12 protein-coding genes are annotated in these 18,316 nt (G+C 48.0%); 7 read left to right on the top strand and 5 right to left on the bottom strand.

Annotated elements, in window-relative coordinates:
- Nucleotides 1–601: 601 nt before the first annotated feature.
- From LMJ53_RS11650 to LMJ53_RS11670, 5 genes are all read left to right on the top strand, one after another.
- The gene (locus LMJ53_RS11650; protein WP_229586213.1) at nucleotides 602–3,781 is read left to right on the top strand and encodes a S8 family serine peptidase; all 3,180 of its coding nucleotides are present in this window, start codon (nucleotides 602–604) and stop codon (nucleotides 3,779–3,781) included.
- A gap of 62 nt (nucleotides 3,782–3,843) precedes the next feature.
- Nucleotides 3,844–4,392: a PEP-CTERM sorting domain-containing protein gene (locus tag LMJ53_RS11655; RefSeq protein ID WP_229586214.1), complete on the top strand. Its 549-nt coding sequence runs from the start codon at nucleotides 3,844–3,846 to the stop codon at nucleotides 4,390–4,392.
- A gap of 344 nt (nucleotides 4,393–4,736) precedes the next feature.
- Nucleotides 4,737–5,198: a methyltransferase family protein gene (locus LMJ53_RS11660; RefSeq protein ID WP_229586215.1), complete on the top strand. Its 462-nt coding sequence runs from the start codon at nucleotides 4,737–4,739 to the stop codon at nucleotides 5,196–5,198.
- A gap of 370 nt (nucleotides 5,199–5,568) precedes the next feature.
- The gene (locus tag LMJ53_RS11665; RefSeq protein WP_229586216.1) at nucleotides 5,569–6,897 is read left to right on the top strand and encodes an ATP-binding protein; all 1,329 of its coding nucleotides are present in this window, start codon (nucleotides 5,569–5,571) and stop codon (nucleotides 6,895–6,897) included.
- 13 nt (nucleotides 6,898–6,910) lie between these two features.
- Nucleotides 6,911–7,372, top strand: a complete 462-nt coding sequence (locus LMJ53_RS11670; RefSeq protein WP_229586217.1) for a methyltransferase family protein — start codon at nucleotides 6,911–6,913, stop codon at nucleotides 7,370–7,372.
- An 18-nt stretch (nucleotides 7,373–7,390) separates the two neighbouring features.
- On the opposite strand, the gene uvrA is transcribed toward LMJ53_RS11670, so the two are convergent.
- Nucleotides 7,391–10,216: an excinuclease ABC subunit UvrA gene (gene uvrA, locus LMJ53_RS11675; RefSeq protein ID WP_229586218.1), complete on the bottom strand. Its 2,826-nt coding sequence runs from the start codon at nucleotides 10,214–10,216 to the stop codon at nucleotides 7,391–7,393.
- A gap of 365 nt (nucleotides 10,217–10,581) precedes the next feature.
- Here uvrA and LMJ53_RS11680 point away from each other — a divergent pair, with 365 nt between their 5' ends.
- Both LMJ53_RS11680 and ssb read left to right on the top strand, forming a co-directional pair.
- On the top strand, nucleotides 10,582–11,946 hold the full coding sequence (locus tag LMJ53_RS11680) for an MFS transporter (RefSeq protein WP_229586219.1): 1,365 nt from the start codon (nucleotides 10,582–10,584) through the stop codon (nucleotides 11,944–11,946).
- A gap of 22 nt (nucleotides 11,947–11,968) precedes the next feature.
- Nucleotides 11,969–12,577 carry a single-stranded DNA-binding protein gene (gene ssb, locus LMJ53_RS11685; RefSeq protein ID WP_229586221.1) on the top strand — a complete coding sequence of 203 codons (609 nt, stop codon included), beginning with the start codon at nucleotides 11,969–11,971 and terminating at the stop codon, nucleotides 12,575–12,577.
- Between the two features lie 114 nt (nucleotides 12,578–12,691).
- Here the strand turns inward: ssb and LMJ53_RS11690 are convergent, their stop codons facing one another.
- From LMJ53_RS11690 to LMJ53_RS11705, 4 genes are read right to left on the bottom strand one after another with little or no spacing between them, the layout of a single operon-like run.
- Complete coding sequence (locus LMJ53_RS11690) at nucleotides 12,692–13,672, bottom strand: L-threonylcarbamoyladenylate synthase (protein ID WP_229586222.1); 981 nt, start codon at nucleotides 13,670–13,672, stop codon at nucleotides 12,692–12,694.
- On the bottom strand, nucleotides 13,669–14,463 hold the full coding sequence (locus LMJ53_RS11695) for a DUF6671 family protein (protein ID WP_229586223.1): 795 nt from the start codon (nucleotides 14,461–14,463) through the stop codon (nucleotides 13,669–13,671). Before LMJ53_RS11695 ends, LMJ53_RS11690 begins: the two co-directional genes overlap by 4 nt.
- On the bottom strand, nucleotides 14,460–16,895 hold the full coding sequence (locus LMJ53_RS11700; protein WP_229586224.1) for a DUF2309 domain-containing protein: 2,436 nt from the start codon (nucleotides 16,893–16,895) through the stop codon (nucleotides 14,460–14,462). Before LMJ53_RS11700 ends, LMJ53_RS11695 begins: the two co-directional genes overlap by 4 nt.
- Entirely contained in the window at nucleotides 16,892–18,301 is a 1,410-nt protein-coding gene (locus LMJ53_RS11705) for an NADH-quinone oxidoreductase subunit L (RefSeq protein WP_324295607.1), read from the bottom strand. Before LMJ53_RS11705 ends, LMJ53_RS11700 begins: the two co-directional genes overlap by 4 nt.
- Between the last annotated feature and the right edge of the window lie 15 nt (nucleotides 18,302–18,316).

Here is an 18,316-nt window from a genome sequence, read left to right on the forward strand (position 1 = left end):
GCGATTTTTGTGTAGATGAACATAACTGCGCAAGATTCAAGGCCTGACCCTGTTGGCTTACAAAATCTGAATTTAATTGATTAATCAATGTACCTCAAGGTCTGCCCCTGTAGCACACTTGGGCTGTCCACTTTAAACACACTGACCGATTTATGCGCAGCGGCTATTGCTGTTAGCTTTTCATCATCGCTGCAATACAAGTTAATCATCACTTACATAGTTGCAACAGTTGCTCAGCTTGATATTGGTATTGCTGTCTATTTAACAAAATTTTTTAGTATATTTAGTCAGCGCACTGTCAGATATTTTTACAAATTTAAGTTCTAAGAATAATTAATTTTTAATAAACTGTTTTAAAGTAGTGGCTTAGATAAGTGGCGTGAATATTGCTGCTATCAGAAGTTGCTCTAATGCTATAGGCAACCCTCCTACGTTAATAACAATAAATTAATGTTAAAAATAATAACAACCCAAGGAATCTTTAAGTTTGCAAAACTTCTTGTTTTGAACGACTAACAGTCTCCCTCTAGCCTTGTTAGGTATTTAAAAAGAATTTTGCTTCGTTGTCTAAAGATCAAAAATGATAAAGCGGGAGAATCAAATGAAATTTAATAAGTGCCTGATAACTATTACTTTATCGGCAGCGTTGGCGAGTATGTATGCAAATGCAAATACATCGCCATATATCGTTCAAGTTGATTCCAGTCAGCTTACTGCAACAGGCCCTGCACCGGCGATTCAAGCCGCCTCAGGTATGTACATCGTTGAGTTGAAAGGTGCTACAGCAATTAATATGGCTGCCCAACTCGGTGAGCTAAGACCGAGTAACCAATTGGTGGCAATTGCAGGTAATAACTACAACGCTAAATCACCAAAGATTGAAGCCTATGCTGCAGCTCTTAAAGCTAAGCAAGTTTCCGTTGCCGCTGAAATTGGTGTGTTGGATGTATTACATAAATATGTACACACCTTTAATGGATTCTCAGCCCGTCTATCTCCAGAACAATTAAATGCAATAAGTAACCACCCCGACGTTGCAGCAGTATACCCAGACGAATTACATCAATTACAAACAGCTAATACACCTAAGTTCATGGGTTTAGTTAGTAATGCGGGTGATGGTTTACACGACACCGGTATTGTAGGCGAAGACGTAATTGTAGGCATATTAGACTCTGGTATTTGGCCTGAAAACCCTTCGTTTAGCTCAGAAGGAAACACTCTTGAAAACACTTACGGACCTGCTCCAGCGGGTTGGAATGGTGAGTGTAACGTAGGTAGCATTGGTGCCGCTGATGGTACTGCACCTCTGGATGAGTTTACATGTAACAACAAACTAATTGGCGCGCGCTATTTCGGTAGTGCGTTCTCAAGCGTATACAATATTCGGTTTGAATTAGGCGAGTTTGCTTCTCCCAGAGATGCTGATGGCCATGGTAGCCATACTGCATCAACCGCTGCGGGTAATGCAGGCGTAACAGCGTCTTTACGTGGCGCTAATGTTGGCGCCGTATCGGGTATAGCCCCTCGCGCAAGGATTGCCGCTTATAAAGTGTGCTGGAACTCAAACTATACAAATGCAAGTGGAACCGCAGAAAGAGGGTGTTTCTTTGGTGATAGCTTAGCTGCTATCGACCAAGCAGTGGTAGATGGTGTCGATGTATTAAACTATTCCATCGGTAATTCTCAAGCAATTAATTCGCCGGTTTATAATGCATCACTCAGTGCTGCTAATGCCGGTGTGTTCTTTTCAGCCTCAGCGGGTAACAGTGGCCCGACTGCTGCCACAGTAAGTAATATTGCACCATGGATTACCACAGTAGCAGCGTCTACTTATGATGGTGTTTCTGCGGTTATTGGCAACGAGTTAACAATAAATAGCGGCACATTAGCACCCAGCGGTGTTTTTTCTGTTCCTGCAGTTATTGGGGCTCCGGTTCCTGTCGGTGGCTTAACCGCAGATCTAGCGCTTGCTAGTCCAATTGAGGCTTGCGGTCCTTTAAGTAGTAACTTGACAGGTAAGATCGCACTTATTGCTCGTGGCGGTTGTCCATTTGCTGATAAGTTATTAAATGCTCAGGCTGCGGGTGCAATGGGTGCGGTAGTCTATACACTCAGTGGTACACCTATTGCAATGGGTGGTACTGTCACGGGCTTGAATATCCCTAGTGTAATGGTGTTCAATGCTGATGGCCTAGCTTTGGTAAATAGTGTTAATACAGGTGTGACGAATGTGACAATGTCACTCAATGGTGCTGCGACAGAGGCGGTTGAGGTTGGCAATACCATGGCGAGTTTCTCTTCACGTGGTGTTAATACGCAAACCGGTGATATTCTTAAACCTGACATCACTGCACCGGGTGTTCGCATCTTAGCGGCGACTAGTCCAGCGCAGTTGCGATTTGGTGGTAACACACAAGGTGAAAACTTTGCCTACTTGCAAGGTACCTCAATGTCTAGCCCACATATTGCGGGTATGGCGGCATTGCTAGCGGGTCAGTATCCGGGATGGAGCCCAGCGAAAATCAAATCAGCAATGATGACAACCGCTCGTCAAAATCTGGTAAAAGAAAATGGCACCACACCAGCGAGTCCATTTGATTTTGGTGCGGGTCATGTAGCACCTGCTTCATCATTAAACCCAGGCTTAGTTTATGACGCAAATTTAGGGGATTACCTTGGGTTCCTTTGCGGGCAAGGCGAAGCGGGGTTAGTCTCTTCAGTCCGTTTTGGCGCTAATTGTAACGATATTACTGCTTCTGGCTTTGCTACTGACGCCAGTCAATTGAACTATCCATCAATTGCAATTGCTCAGCTTGCAGGTAAGGAAACCATTTCTCGTACTGTAACTGACGTATCGGGTGATGGTGGCTCTTACACAGTAAACGTTGAAGCGCCTGCAGGCACCACGGTCACGGTAAAAACATTTGATGCTGCTGGTAATGCTATTCCAAGTGGTTTGTTAGAAGTAACGCCAAACGGTAAAGCAAGCTATAGCTTAACCTTTAATTCAGTACCCGGCTTCCCAGTTAATCAATGGGTGTTTGGTGCAGTAACCCTTGAGCGTACCGATGGTTTGACTGTTCGTAGCCCGATTGCGGTGAATCAAGTGCCGTCGGCTACTATTGTTGTACCAGAATCACTGTCATTGAAGTTGAACCGGGGCCGGGCATTGTTCTTTGTTGAAACTTTGTACTCAGGTAGCTTCACTGCTGATTATCAAGGGCTAAGTTTGCCGTTTGGTGTAAATAAAACTTCACCTAGCAACCCGGGTGCATTTAACTTTGGGGTAAATGTAGCGGCTGCTAACCGTTACACTACGTTTGAAGTGCCTGCCGGCTCTACGTTACTCAGAATTAGCACGCGTGACGCATTAGTCAGCGTTCCGGGTACTAATTTAGACTTAGAGCTATGGGCGTGTCGCGCTGCGGGTTGTTCACCCCTCCAAAACTCGAAAGGCCCAGATGCCAACGAAGATATGATCATTGTTAATCCACAAAACTCAGAAAACACCGATATTAACTTCTATTTGTTAATGGTCCAAGGCGTGAATTTGTTAGGTAATAATAGCGTTAATTACCAAGCACTTATTTGGGTTGTTAATGGCAAAGATAATACAACTCGTGTTTCTGCGTCACCGCGCGCAGTTGATGGCCGTTTACAAAACATTTCTCTGTTGACCCGTGACTTAAATCCAAATGGGTTATACATGGGAACAGTGACGTTTACCGATGGCAATGGTGAAGTGCAAGGCACCACAGCGCTTGAAGTGCAACCATAATAATAAGAACCGCCGGAGCAAGTAGTTTGTTCCGGCAACCTATAAAAATAAGGAAGTCGATAATGAAAAGTCTTCAAAAATTATTAAGCCACACGTTGTTGTTAATTACATTAATGTTCACCACCTCTTTTGCTGCTAATGCCGGTCTTATTAATATAAAACACGATATTATTGGCGATAGTTTTGGCAAACTTGGTTCTATTGAAGTTCAAATAAATGATAGTTTGCTAAATACCGGTTTGATTTACAAAAGTTTTGGCGATCAGATTACTTTAGTAAATATTAGCCTGTTTGGTCTTTTTTCTTCGGTAGGCGAGTTTGACATTTCACTCTTTGATGTGGGTATCGATAGCGACAACATTTACGCGGGTATTGAATTTTTCGAGTTCGATGCAGATGATGTAGGTTTCGGTGCGGCTACATGGAGTTACTATATGATTTTTGATGCATTTACATTTGGATCTTTAGAAATCTTTGACCTGAACAATGATTTCATCTTTTTCGACACTTTTAGCTTAAGCGCTGCTCAAGTCGTACCTGCACCTTCAACGCTAGTTTTATTAATGTTGGGAATGGGCGGGTTAATGTTGCGTCGTAAGCGCATTATTTAAGCTTTTTTTGATTTTCGAGAAAACCCAGCTAAGCTGGGTTTTTTATTTCTTGTTTTATGATTATCTAGGTATAACCGCTTTTATAACACACTATTTATATCGTAGGTGTGAATAACTTGAACTCAAAACGACGTGGAGGAATGTAACTGCTTTTTCTTTTAACAAACACTTCGATAATGAATACTAAGATTTTTGCATAATGTCATCGCTCATAACGTGTTAGCTGCTATCGCAAATGCCAATCTCTTTACTCAAGTAGAGCTCAGAAGTGAAGCTATGCGGTTGCTCCGGTTATGGAGTAAGAACTAAAAATAGTTGAAAAGCAAAGTAAATAGGAGCAAGCCATGCAAGCATTAGAGCTGAAAATCCCGCCGTTGATTTTGGTGTTGTTGTTTGCGCTGGCGATGTGGGTGATCGTACCTTTGACACCGCCTTGGTTGCGGTGGCATACGCTTAGTGTTTTCTTGGTTGCAGGTTTTGTTAGTGCAGGAATAGTTGTGGCGTTGATGGGCGTGTTAGCGTTTCTACGTGCTGACACTACGGTAGATCCGCGTGTACCGCAGCAAAGCTCTAGTTTGGTCATTCGGGGTATCTATCGTTATAGCCGTAACCCTATTTATCTGGGGTTCTTACTGCTGCTAATGGCATGGGGCTGTTATTTACAAAGCGCGTTGGCGTTGTTGTTGCTGCCAGTGTTTGTGCTGTATATGAACCGGTTTCAAATAATACCGGAAGAGCGCCATTTACAGCAGAAGTTTGGCGCTGACTATCAGGCTTATTTAACGCAGGTGCGGCGCTGGATGTAACATGCTGCAAGAAAAAATTATTAAAGGTTGGAGCAGTAGGGTCAGGTCTTGAATTTTGCAATTTGTCTGTTGAGGGGTAAATAATACAAACGTAAGTTTTCGACCGATAGCGGTTCTATGACGTTGGACATGTGCGTTAGTTTTATGCATGGCCGTTGTTAGTCCTTAAATCGAAGCGATTTTTGTGTGGTTGTAAATAACTGCTTAATATTAAAGGTTTTACCCTGTTTTCGCTCCGTGCTCTCTCACTTTTACGCGCACAAAAATGCGAAAGTTTACATTTTTATGCGCATAAAAGTGTTGTTAAATTTGTTTTTAAGCGCAGAAAAGTGTAGTGTCGGCATAAGGTGACACTATTTATGGAGGGGCTATGAAGCGCGATTTATTAACAGCTTTGCTGCGCTGGAAAGAAAAGCCGGAGCGTAAACCTCTATTGATAGATGGCGCGCGGCAAACCGGTAAAACCTATTTGTTGCAGCAGTTGCTTGGGCGGCAGTTTGCAAAGGTACTGCGGATAGATTTTCTGGAGTCGCCGCAGATGCAGGAAGCCTTTGCTGGCTCGTTAAGCCCTGCTGATGTGCTGGGTAATATTGAGCTATTAACTGGCCAGCCGTTTAATATGGCCACTGATCTGCTGATCCTCGATGAAATTGGCGAATGCCCACGGGCTGTCACGGCATTAAAATACTTTGCCGAAAAAACCCCGCAGGCGTTTATTGCTGCCAGTGGTTCTAATATTGGTTTGCTGAATACTTTTCCGGTTGGCAAGGTTGAGCAATACAATTTACGGCCCTTAACCTTTCGTGAGTTTTTATTAGCCTCTGGCGAGACTTTGCTGTTAAAAGCCTATGATGCCGGGCAAAACTCTGCGGCTGCCCACACTAAACTGTTTGATAAGCTCACCGACTATTACTTTACCGGCGGTATGCCAGAGGCCGTTAGCCTGTGGTTTGCGCTGGCGGAAAAAAGCTTGTTGGAACGGGTAAACGCCGTGTCGCAGATACATGCCGATTTACTGGCCGGCTATGTGCGGGACTTTGGTAAATACTCCGGCAAGGTAGATGCCGGTTTAATTGAAGCGGTGTTTACTGCAGTGCCAGCTCAGCTTGCTGCAGTAGTGGACGAATCGGTTAAGCGCTTTAAATTCAAACAGGTATACGAGCGTAAATCACGTTATCAGGAGCTGGAGAGTGGTATTATCTGGCTGGAAAAGTGCCGGTTGATCTTAAAAAACTATCCTGTCGAAGGTACACCACGCAGCCCGCTGGCGGCTTATAAAAAAGATAATATGGTTAAGTTGTTTTTGTTTGATGTAGGTTTGTTAAACCATATGCTGGGTGTCAGTTATTTGGAAATAAAGCAGCAAAGTTATGACTACAAAGGCTATATTGCCGAAAATTTTGTGCAACAAGAACTCGCAGCATTGGGTATTGACCCGACTTTTTCCTGGAGTGATGCCAGAGCGGAAATAGAATTTATTCTCGCTGATAACCGCGGCAATGTGATACCGCTCGAAGTAAAAAGCGGCAAGCGCACCAAGGCTAAATCACTACAGTCTTATATTGAAAAATGTAACCCGGCTAAAACCATAAAACTAACCGGCACGCAGGGCTCGTCACCACTAGAGCAGCAACATCTGGTGTATCCGTTGTATTACACTGCGCAAGTCGTTCAACAGCACTTGCTGTCGTTAGCTTAAAAAGGATGATTCTTTGCAGACACTCGAACTTAAAATCCCGCCGCTGCTGTTGGTAGTGTTATTTGCTTTAGCTATGTGGCTGCTAACACAGTATTTACCGTCTGTGGCGTTGGCGCTGAGTTGGCGGTTTTTTTTAGCCGGCATTCTCGCGATTGTCGGTATGGCGGTAGCGCTGGCTGGCGTACTGGCATTTCGACGGGCAAACACTACGGTAGATCCGCGCGTACCGCAGCAAAGCTCTAGTTTGGTCATTCGGGGTATCTATCGTTATAGCCGTAACCCTATGTATCTGGGGTTTTTACTGCTGCTAATGGCATGGGGCTGTTATTTACAAAGCGCGTTGGCGTTGCTGTTACTGCCAGTGTTTGTGCTGTATATGAACCGGTTTCAAATAATGCCGGAAGAGCGCCATTTACAGCAGAAGTTTGGCGCTGACTATCAGGCTTATCTTACGCAAGTAAGGCGCTGGCTGTAATAAGCCAGCGCCTTATTATTACTTGTTCAACAACGGCTTTAAATATTGGCCAGTGTAAGATTTTTCGCAAGCAGCGACTTGCTCGGGTGTGCCGGCGACTAAGATTTCGCCGCCGCCGTTACCGCCCTCTGGGCCGAGATCGACAATCCAGTCGGCGGTTTTAATCACATCTAAGTTGTGTTCAATCACCACTATGGTATTGCCGTGATCGCGCAGGCGATGCAATACGTTTAGCAGTTGCTGAATATCATAAAAATGTAAGCCGGTAGTCGGTTCATCCAAAATATACAGGGTTTTGCCAGTGTCACGTTTGCTCAGTTCGCGTGCCAGTTTTACCCGCTGTGCTTCACCGCCCGATAAGGTGGTCGCAGATTGGCCGAGTTTAATGTAAGTAAGCCCTACATCTTTCAGGGTTTGCAGTTTACGGTTTACTGCCGGTATTGCTTCAAAAAACGCCAGGGCGTCTTCGACCGTCATATCCAATACTTCGTGAATGTTCTTGCCTTTGTATTTAATCTCTAGCGTTTCGCGGTTATAGCGTTTGCTTTTACACACATCGCACGGCACGTACACGTCAGGTAAAAAGTGCATTTCCACTTTTATTAAGCCATCGCCTTGGCAGGCTTCACAGCGGCCGCCCTTAACGTTAAAACTAAAACGCCCCACCTGATAACCGCGTGAGCGGGCTTCTTGGGTGCCGGCGAATAACTCACGTACCGCCGTAAAAATACCGGTATAAGTGGCGGCATTCGAGCGCGGGGTGCGACCAATCGGGCTTTGATCGATATCGATCACTTTATCAAAGTGATCTAAGCCTTTAATGTCTTTGTGCGGTGCCGGATCGGCGCCTTCGCCTTTATTCAGCACACGATGGGCAACGCGAAACAGCGTGTCGTTAATCAGGGTAGACTTACCTGAACCCGATACGCCGGTAATGCAGGTCATCACACCAAAGGGGATTGCTAAATCAACGTTTTTCAGGTTATTGCCGCTAGCGCCGGTCACTTCTAACCATTTATCGGTTAATGCTGTGCGCTTCTCTGGTACGGCAATTTTGCGCGTGCCAGCCATATATTGCCCAGTGAGAGACTCCGGCTCGGCCATTACTTGCTCCAAGCTACCTTGCGCCACGATGTAACCGCCATGCACGCCTGCGCCCGGGCCAATATCAATAATATGGTCGGCCATGCGCACGGCATCTTCATCGTGTTCGACCACAATTACCGTATTGCCTAAATCGCGCAGATGGGTCAGCGTACCTAATAAGCGATCGTTATCTCGTTGATGCAAACCAATCGACGGCTCATCTAACACATACATCACCCCCACTAAACCCGCACCAATTTGGCTGGCCAAGCGAATACGCTGTGCTTCACCGCCCGAGAGGGTTTCGGCACTGCGTGACAAATTAAGGTAATTTAAGCCGACGTTGACCAAAAAGCTTAAGCGGTCTTGAATTTCTTTTAACACTTTTTCAGCGATTTTGGCTTTTTGCCCCAGCAAGCTCAGCTGTTGGAAAAAGCTTAAGCAATCACCAATCGACAGCTCCACCACTTGCGGTAAATTGGTTTGGCCAATAAACACATGCCGCGCTTCGGTGCGTAAGCGGGTGCCGTGGCAACTCGGGCAAGGTTGGGTGGCGAGGTATTTACTCAGTTCTTCGCGAACTGAATTAGACTCAGTTTCGCGGTAACGCCGTTCCATATTCGGCAAAATGCCTTCAAACGGATGACTGCGCTGCACAATATCACCGCGATCATTCAGGTATTTAAAGTCAACAATGGTCGCGCCGCTGCCTTGCAAAATGGCTTCTTGATGCTTTTTACTCAGGGTACTGAAGGGCACATCGAGCTGAAAACCATAATGATCGGCTAGGGCTTTGAGCATTTGGAAATAATAGAAGTTACGTTTATCCCAACCGCGAATGGCCCCGCCTGCGAGGCTTAGCTCGTCACTGACGATGACTTTTTTCGGATCGAAAAACTGTTTTACGCCTAAGCCATCGCAGCTTGGGCAAGCCCCAGCCGGGTTGTTAAACGAGAATAAGCGCGGCTCTAGCTCGGCCATCGAATAGCCACAAGTAGGGCAAGCGTAGTTGGCCGAAAATACTAACTCAGGTGCAGTGCTATCGTCCATCATCGCCACTTTGGCCACGCCACCGGATAACTGCAAGGCAGTTTCAAAGGATTCGGCTAAACGCACTTTAATGTCGTCACGTACTTTAATGCGGTCGATCACCACTTCAATGGTGTGCTTTTTCTGTAAATCGAGTTTTGGAGGATCCGATAAGTCACAGATTTCGCCATCAATACGGGCGCGAATATAGCCTTGGGCGGCTAAGCCTTCCAAGGTTTTGACATGTTCGCCTTTGCGCTCTTGTACCACCGGCGCCAAAACCATTAACTTAGTGCCTTCAGGAAACTCAGCCACTTTATCCACCATTTCACTGATGGTTTGCGCGGCCAGCGGTAAATCATGCTCGGGGCAACGCGGCTCGCCGACACGGGCAAACAGTAAGCGCAGGTAATCGTAAATTTCGGTAATGGTGCCCACGGTAGAACGCGGGTTATGCGAGGTCGATTTTTGCTCTATCGAAATAGCCGGCGATAAGCCTTCGATATGATCGACATCGGGCTTTTCCATCAAGCTTAAAAATTGCCGGGCATAGGCCGACAGCGACTCAACATAGCGGCGCTGGCCTTCTGCATACAAGGTATCAAATGCCAGTGACGACTTGCCCGAACCTGATAGGCCGGTAATCACCACTAGTTTATCTCGGGGAATTTGCAGCGAAATGTTTTTTAAGTTGTGGGTGCGGGCACCCCGGATATCAATTTTGTCCATTCAGGCTTCCAGTGGTGGTTGGCGTGCTGTTTGCTGTACAAATATACACTAATGGCAGGGTTAATAGCCAGTATCGAGCTAGAATTGCCCCTGCTCAAGCTATTTTAGCAAGGTAAAACACCCATAAAGCGCTTACTTACGTATTAAAGTGGGGTTTGGCTTAAAACGCCAAAATTTATCTGTAAACTGTGATTTTTCAGTTGGCTTACTGGCATGCCGTGTGGCGCGTGATATGGCCAGTTAAGTTGATGCAGGGTAACAACGCTTGGTTAAGACAACCGGTCGTTAGTTATAACGCCCGCTCAGCTTTTTTATGCTAAACTGCGGCCTTCGTGAAATCTAATATCTAGCAACGCTCTGGCAGAATGCATCAACTAAATTCTCTTGAAAAACGCGCGGCCATCGCACTGGCTTTAGTTTTTTCTACCCGCATGCTCGGGCTCTTTATGCTATTACCGGTATTCGCCCTGTATGGTCAAGAGCTGGTTGGCTTTTCACCCTTGTGGATTGGTTTAGCGATTGGCGCTTATGGTCTCACGCAGGCGATTTTACAAATTCCTTTTGGTTGGTTATCGGATAGAATTGGCCGGCATAAAGTGATGTTGTTGGGGCTGTCATTATTTGTGCTTGGCTCGGTAGTCGCCGCGATGGCTGAGTCAGTGTATATGGTAACACTTGGGCGTGTACTGCAAGGCGCCGGTGCTATTGCGGGTGCCGTGTTGGCGTTAGCCGCGGATTTAACCCGAGAAGAACAGCGCCCTAAAGTCATGGCGATTATTGGTGGCAGTATTGGTTTATCCTTTGCGCTGGCGATGGTGCTGGGGCCAATTTTGGCGCGTTGGGCAGGGCTTAGCGGCGTATTTTGGTTTACCGCCGTGTTAGCGTGTGCGGCGATGCTGATTGTGGCTTTTTTAGTACCACACAGTGTGAGCCGTTCGGCTGGTGCTGAAACCATAGCGTTACCACAAAGCTTAGCCAGTATGTTGGCGCATGGTCAGTTGTTGCGTTTAGATGTTGGTGTAATGCTATTGCACCTGATGTTAACCGCTATGTTTGTCGCTTTGCCGCCGTTATTACTTAAGCAGCAGTTAGCGGCAGAGCAGCATTGGCAGGTCTATTTACCGGTGCTGTTGTTATCGTTTGTGTTTATGGTGCCGATGATGATTATTGCGATGCGTCGGCAGCAAGAAAAACGCTATTTTTTAATTAATGTTCTATTATTGGTTATAGCAATGTTAATTAGCTGGCAAGCGGCTACCCTCTGGGGTTTTGTTTTGGCATTGTTGGTCTTCTTTATTGGTTTTAACTATTTAGAAGCCAGTTTGCCCGCCATGGTTTCTCGCGTTGCGCCAGCAGGACAACGCGGTAGCGCCATGGGCATTTATTCCAGTAGTCAATTTTTGGGTGCCTTTTTCGGTGGCTTATTAGGCGGCACCTTGGCACAGCAATTTGGTTTTAGTGCAGTGTTTGCAGGTTTAGCCTTGATTGGTTTAGTATGGCTGGCAATTGCCAGCACCATGCAGGTGCCTGCGCGTTCTCAGCGCTTATCGTTACCGGTTTCGGTAACGACTGAGCAGCAAGCCAATCAGTTGGCCAGCAAGCTGGCCGCGTTGGTGGGAGTTCAAGAGGTCACGATATTGTTAGCAGATCAACGTTGCTATCTGAAAGTTAGCTCGCAGCAGTTCGATTTAGCGCAAGCTCAGTCTTTGGTTGCCACAGGCAACCAGTAACATTTTTGCAGGAGAGATACGCATGGCGCGTGGAATTAATAAAGTCATTTTAATCGGTAACTTAGGTGCTGATCCTGAAGTGCGTTACATGCCGCAAGGCGGTGCTGTTGCGAATATGACTATCGCAACGTCAGAAAGCTGGACCGACAAAGCGACCAATGAGCGCAAAGAACAAACCGAATGGCACCGTATCGTGATTTATCAGCGTTTAGCTGAAATTGCCGGTGAATATCTGCGTAAAGGCTCAAAAGTGTACATTGAGGGTAAGCTTAAAACCCGTAAATGGACCGACAAAGACGGCGTAGAGCGTTACACTACGGAGATCGTGGCAAACGAGCTGCAAATGTTGGATGGCCGTGGTGAAGGTCAGCAACAAGGTGGCGGTATGGGTGGCGGTCAGCAAGGCGGTTACCAGCCTCGTGGTCAACAAGGTGGCGGTAATAATAATTACCAACAAGCGCCACAGCAAGGTGGCAGTAACTATCAGCAACCAGCGCAAGGCGGTGGCGGTTATCAAAAACCTGCACAAGCTCCTCAGCAGGGCGGTGGTAATTATCAAGCACCCAGACCCAATCAGCAGGCCGCACCAATGGAACCGCCAATCGACTTTGATGACGATATTCCGTTCTAGACTGTACTAAAGATATAATTGTGTAATGTATTGCCAATAAATTACATTTAATCAATGCTTTAAATAAAACCCCGCTGTTGCGGGGTTTTTGTTTAGGTCAGTAGGGTGTTGACGCTATGAGCGCTCAATAAACTGCGCCCGGCGTAAGCGATCATGCACGGCGAGCCAGGCTTCGCCTTGCGGCGGCAGTTCACACCAGATCGCGGTTACGCCTAGCTTATCGGCTTGGTATAACTGGCGATAGAGCTGGCTGGCGTAGCCGGCAGCGTCGGTTGGCATCTGTTTGCAGATAATCCCTTCTTGCGCTGTCGGTAAAGCATTGAGATGCAGCACCGCAATATTGCTTGGTTGTTCTAACAACAACGCATGCAGTTTTGCGATATCTAGGCAGCGCAGCGGCGTATTCGGTTGATAATGCGCATCAACATTGCCGGGCACTTGCGCCTGATGTTGCTGTGGTTGCAGTACAGTTGTTTTAAGTACAGCTTGCAGTTGCGAGGCAGTGATGGGACCAGCGCGCACAATGCGGATGTGCTCGCCGGTTAAATCGACAATGGTTGACTCCACACCATGCTCACATTCACCGCCATCCAATACCGCATCAATACGGCCATGTAAACCGGCAAGTACTTGCTCGGCACTGGTCGGGCTGAGTTTTTTATAACGGTTAGCCGAAGGCGCTGCAACGGCCAGTTGGTTTAGTTGCAATACCTGTAACAAGGCAGGATGTGCCGGCATACGCAGGCCAATACTATTTAGGCCACCGGTGATCACTGGGCTAACGTGATCGGCTTTGGGCAATAACAAGGTTAACGGCCCTGGCCAAAAGGCCTCAGCCAGCTGCCAGGCGGCGGCTGGAATATCCTTCGCCCAGTTTGTCATCGCAGTTATCGCATGCAGATGCACAATTAACGGGTGATTGGCTGGGCGGCCCTTGGCAGTAAAAATGCCACTTACCGCGCTGGGGTTACTGGCATCGGCGGCTAAACCATAGACGGTTTCTGTTGGCACGGCCACTAACTTACCTTGTTGTAGTAAATCAGCAGCGGTGACAATATCTTGGCCTTGTTGGGCGTTTAATCGTAGTGTGTTCATGGGTTACATATCTGACAATATTGAGCGGCAGCAAACGATTTTGCGACCGGGTAGCTTTCGGTATGCTGACAGCGTTGGCAGCTGGCTCGCCGCAGCCGCGTTACGCTGCTAGGGGCACCACAGTCTTCGCATGGCAAACCCGGTAAGGCGTGATCTGGCCAAAAACCTGGGGTGGCACACTCAGGGCAATGTTGCTTTAAGCGCTGCAGCAAGTCGCGGGCTGCATGGGCAATATGTTGCTGGCGCTCTGGGCAACAATGCGCACGCAAATCATAACTAAGTTGTAGCGCGCCGTTGGCTAACAGCAGTCTGGCTTGTTGTTCTGCTTCTGCCAATGTTAAGCCTTTACTGATCTGTTGCTGTTGTTGGATCAACAAACGTTGATCGGCAGGCAGCTGTTTTAGCGCCTGTTGTAGTGCGGTGTGATCCGATATTGTCCACTGCTGCACGGCACTTGGGCCGTAAAATCGCCCGGTAACAATCCAGCCTGCCTCAATGTTTACCGCGCTAATCAGTTCTTGGTTAAAGGTACCTAGGCCAAAGGGGCCAGCGGAAAAACTGCCTTCGCTGCCAAGACCGATAGCGCAACCACTGAGATCGGCAGCAATAGCGGCTTTGCGTAGGGTGCATTCAACCGGTGACATAAAGCGTGCCCGCTCGTTGGCAAAGGTGCCTAAGCTATCTGTATCAAAACTGTTTAGCTCTTGCACCTGCCAGCCCAGTTCGGCCAGTATGGGGCGAATAATTGCCCCTTTACCATGCAGTGTGGCTATGGCAACGGTTTCACTCATAGTGGGGTCTCTTGCCAGCCTTGCTGCTGCCACTGGTGCACGCTGCCGTCTTTGTCCAGTTGATAAAGCCACAACCATTGCTGATTGACCAAGGCTGCCACATCGGGAGCGCTCTGGATAATATTGGCGATGGCGTCTTTTGGCGCAGCGATCACCACACTTAAGCGTACCGGTTGGTGCATCAATTTTTTACCATCATGCACTGATTGCCAGGCTAAGCCAGTGCGTAAGTCACCGCCATTACCTTCAAAAACACCGACATGGCCTGCCACAACATTATGCAATAACTTGTTACCGCTGCCGTATTTTTCCGGGGCGACCACCGAAGCGTAATATTGTAAGTTAATCCAGTTAGTCACCACCATCGGTGCCGTCATAATGCTATGCAATAAACTAAAATTGCTGTCCTGTGCCGCATCGTAATCATGCAAAAAGCAGCGACCTTGTAAATCGAGGTTTTTGGTGAGGCTGCGTGGTGCCACAATAAAAGCGGCATTATTGGCTAAGCCCCATTCAGGGCGAACTTGTGCCCAGTCACGGGTGCGCAGTTTGAAAAAGCGCGCTAGCGCCTGATCGCTTTGACCTTTCAAGCCAAATTGCGGCGCGCGCTGTTGCCGGGCTTGCTGAGTTGCCTTGGCTAGCCATGGCAGCCAATGTGCTTGCTCAGGCGCGCGGTATACTTCCAGCTCGTCTGAGGTAGTGTGGTGCATCGCGGCATAAAATTGGGTGTCAGCAGGGATGTCAATATTCTGCTCAGACGCTAAAGCGGTACGTACTTCCGCATCGTTCAGCATTTGCGCTAACACTTTGACGTTGACTTCACCGGTTTGGCCGCCACAGGCGCCGCAATCTAAGGCAGCAGCATGTGGGTTATTGCAACTGTCGCTGCCATGTCCAAACAGCAATACTGTGGGCGCCAGATTATGCTGTAAGCCCATGGCGGTTAAAATGGCCGCGGCTAATTGTGCTTGCTCGCTGATGTTCAGTGGTTGGTCGGCCTGACTTAATTGCCACTGGCTGTCGGTAAGATGTTTATTAATAGCATGCGGTGCTGCGGTGCGCAGAAATGCCCGTTTGATTAAACTCAGTAGCTTAGTCGCGCCAGCCGCTTCTACCATACCTAAGCTTGAGGAGGCGAGATCAAAGCTTTGTTTCCAGCCCAAGTCAGGTTGGCGTGATAGGGTAGGTGTGTTGGCACGAATTTGTGTGACCTGTAAAGCGGGTGCTAATAACCCCGGTAATTGTGGCCGACTAAGGGCACTGTCTGTGGCTTTAAAAGCGATAGGTAGGCCGAAAAAGCCAGCAAAACCGAGAGTTTGGATTTGCTTATGTTGTTGCTCCAGCGCGCGGCGCATCGGCTCAGACCTTACATCGATACAAAAAGCCGCTTGCAGCAAGGGCCGTGCTGGCGCAGTTGTCACGGTTTGCTGTTGTTGCTGTTGCTGTTGCTGTTGCAGTTGGCGCAGCAGAGGTTGTTGCACACTCAGCTCCAGTGCGCGTTGCCATACTTGGCGAAGATGCAATAGGCGTTCGGTCTGTGCTAACGTTTTGGCATAGTGTTGCGCTTGTTGCTGCAGTGCCTGCAGCAGCGACTGATGCTGCGGATTATGCTGTTTGCTGTGTTGCCACAACACCCAATCCCACCCCAATAACATATAAAGCAGTTGGCAAACAGCATGTTGGCCTTGCTGGCCTTGCAAAGCTTGTTGCCAATCGAGCCAAGCTTGCCAGCCGGCCCAGCCAGACAGGCTTTGTAATAAATTTTCGAAATAGGCTTGTTGAGCTTGTGCAGTCGGTAGCCACGTTGCAAACCAGGGGCTTAATTGCTGCAATAATGCTTTGGGTGAATCCGGCAAGGCCACAAATAAAGCCGTTAAATCTTGCCCGGTAAGCACCTGCAAGCCTTTGTCTTGGCGCACCACACTAAGCCAACTGTGATAGGCATGATCAGGGCTGCTGGCATCGGCATTAAAGCGCTCGGGATATTGGTAATAGAGTGCCAGAAATTGACTTAACTGTTGTTGAATTAATTGCGGCCAAGGCAAGCTTGAGGTGGCTTTGTTTTGGGCCGCTAACAGTGTGGGCAAGCTTTGCCACTGGCTTAATTCAGTGGGCTGCGCCAGGCCAGCAAGCGCTTGTTCATGGCTTAGTGATAAGCCTGCTTCTAACAATGCCTGTTGTAAATGGTTCGGCATAATCTGCTGTTGCCACTGTGCCAGATACCAATCAGCCGGCATCAGGCATGATGTGCCCGCCAATAGCTGTTGTTCGGCACAGACGGCAGTAAAGGCCGTGGCGCGTTTCGGCCACCAAGGATTAACCGCGATCATTTGATCTAATGGCCACTGTGGCGCAATCTGACGGGCGGCAGCCGCCAGTAAACCTTCAGTCTGTTGCAGTGTGATATCCACGTTGATCTGCAGCGCGCTCATAATGGCTCCTTTAGTTGCGATAAGGCGGTTTTCGATTGTGGCGTTGCTGCTTTGTAAGGCCAAATTTTAAGGGTTAACCGAGTTGCCCATTCATCCAAATAACCACCGGCATTCAGCCAAATAAACAGCTGATTTAGCGCCGGTTGACTGGCGTGATAACGCAATAGAACGGCCACCCCAAACAAGATGATAAATACCAAGCTGCTTAGCACATCAGCGAAAAATGTGCTCCCTTGCGGTGTCGGCATGACTGCAGAGAGCCAGGTTTTACCTAGCAGATACAGTGTCAGTAAACCTAGGGCATAGCTGCTGGCTAACAAGCAACGTTGTAGGCGATGGCTATCGGCACGGCTAAGCGAGGGCAGCAACAACACGGTAATGGCTAGGATTAACAGCACGCTACTGGCTAAGCTGGCGAGTGGCACAATGAAATGGGTTAGCCCGGTGAGCAAGGCTGCCAGTATTATGGCGGCAAACCAGTGTTTAGCACTGGGCTCTATCTGATCGGCCAATTGCGCGGCAAGGTAGTGATTCACAGCATTGCCACTGTGTAAAAAGGCATAGGCTTTGTAGCAGGAATGTGCCAGCAGATGCAGTAGCGCTAGGGTATATAAACCCAGTGCGATCTCCACCAGCATTAAACCCATTTGCGCCACGGTTGACCACGCTAAACGTACCTTGATGCTGACGCGGGTGGACATTATCAGCGCGGCTAAAAAGGTACTGAACAGCGCGGCGAACAGTAATACTGCCTTGGCGAGTGGGCTCAGGCTGAGTAATGGTGCAAACAATAACAGCAAGATACCGCCAAGATTAATGATACCGGCATGCAGTAGCGCGGACACTGGCGTCGGTGCTTCTACCACTTGGATCAGCCAGCCGTGTAACGGCAGTTGTGCGCACTTTAGTAAGGCCACGCCTACCAGCAAGAGTGCGGCACAGTGCAGCATGGCTGAGGCTGCAGTCGTTTGACTGAGCTGCAGGAGCAGTTCGTTGATGCTAGCGGTATCAAATTCTAAATACAGCAACAGCATGGCGAGAGCTAACAGCAACTCACCCAAGCGTGCGCTAAGGGCTTTTTTATGCGCAGCCAGTTGTGCTCGTGGCCGCTCGGGATAAAACAGCAGTAATTGTTGCACGCTTAAACTGATGGCGACCCAACCGAGCCAGAATAGCACCAGATGATTACTCAGTAGCGTAACCACAACGGCGGATAGGGTTGCGGTGAGCGCGCGCATAAAACGTGCTTTTTCAGCTTCACCATATAAGGCGGTGGCGCTGTAACGCCAAATGACGACACCCAGTAAGATAACCAGTGAGAGCAGTACCAGCTTTAAAGAGGTTAAATGGAGTAATGTTTGCATGCCACACCTAGGCTGATTAAACGTGGTGCTATTTTGCGAAATACACTAATATAAGTA

The organism is Rheinheimera sp. UJ51, assembly GCF_020819615.1.
Taxonomy (GTDB): Bacteria; Pseudomonadota; Gammaproteobacteria; order Enterobacterales; family Alteromonadaceae; genus Alishewanella; species Alishewanella maricola.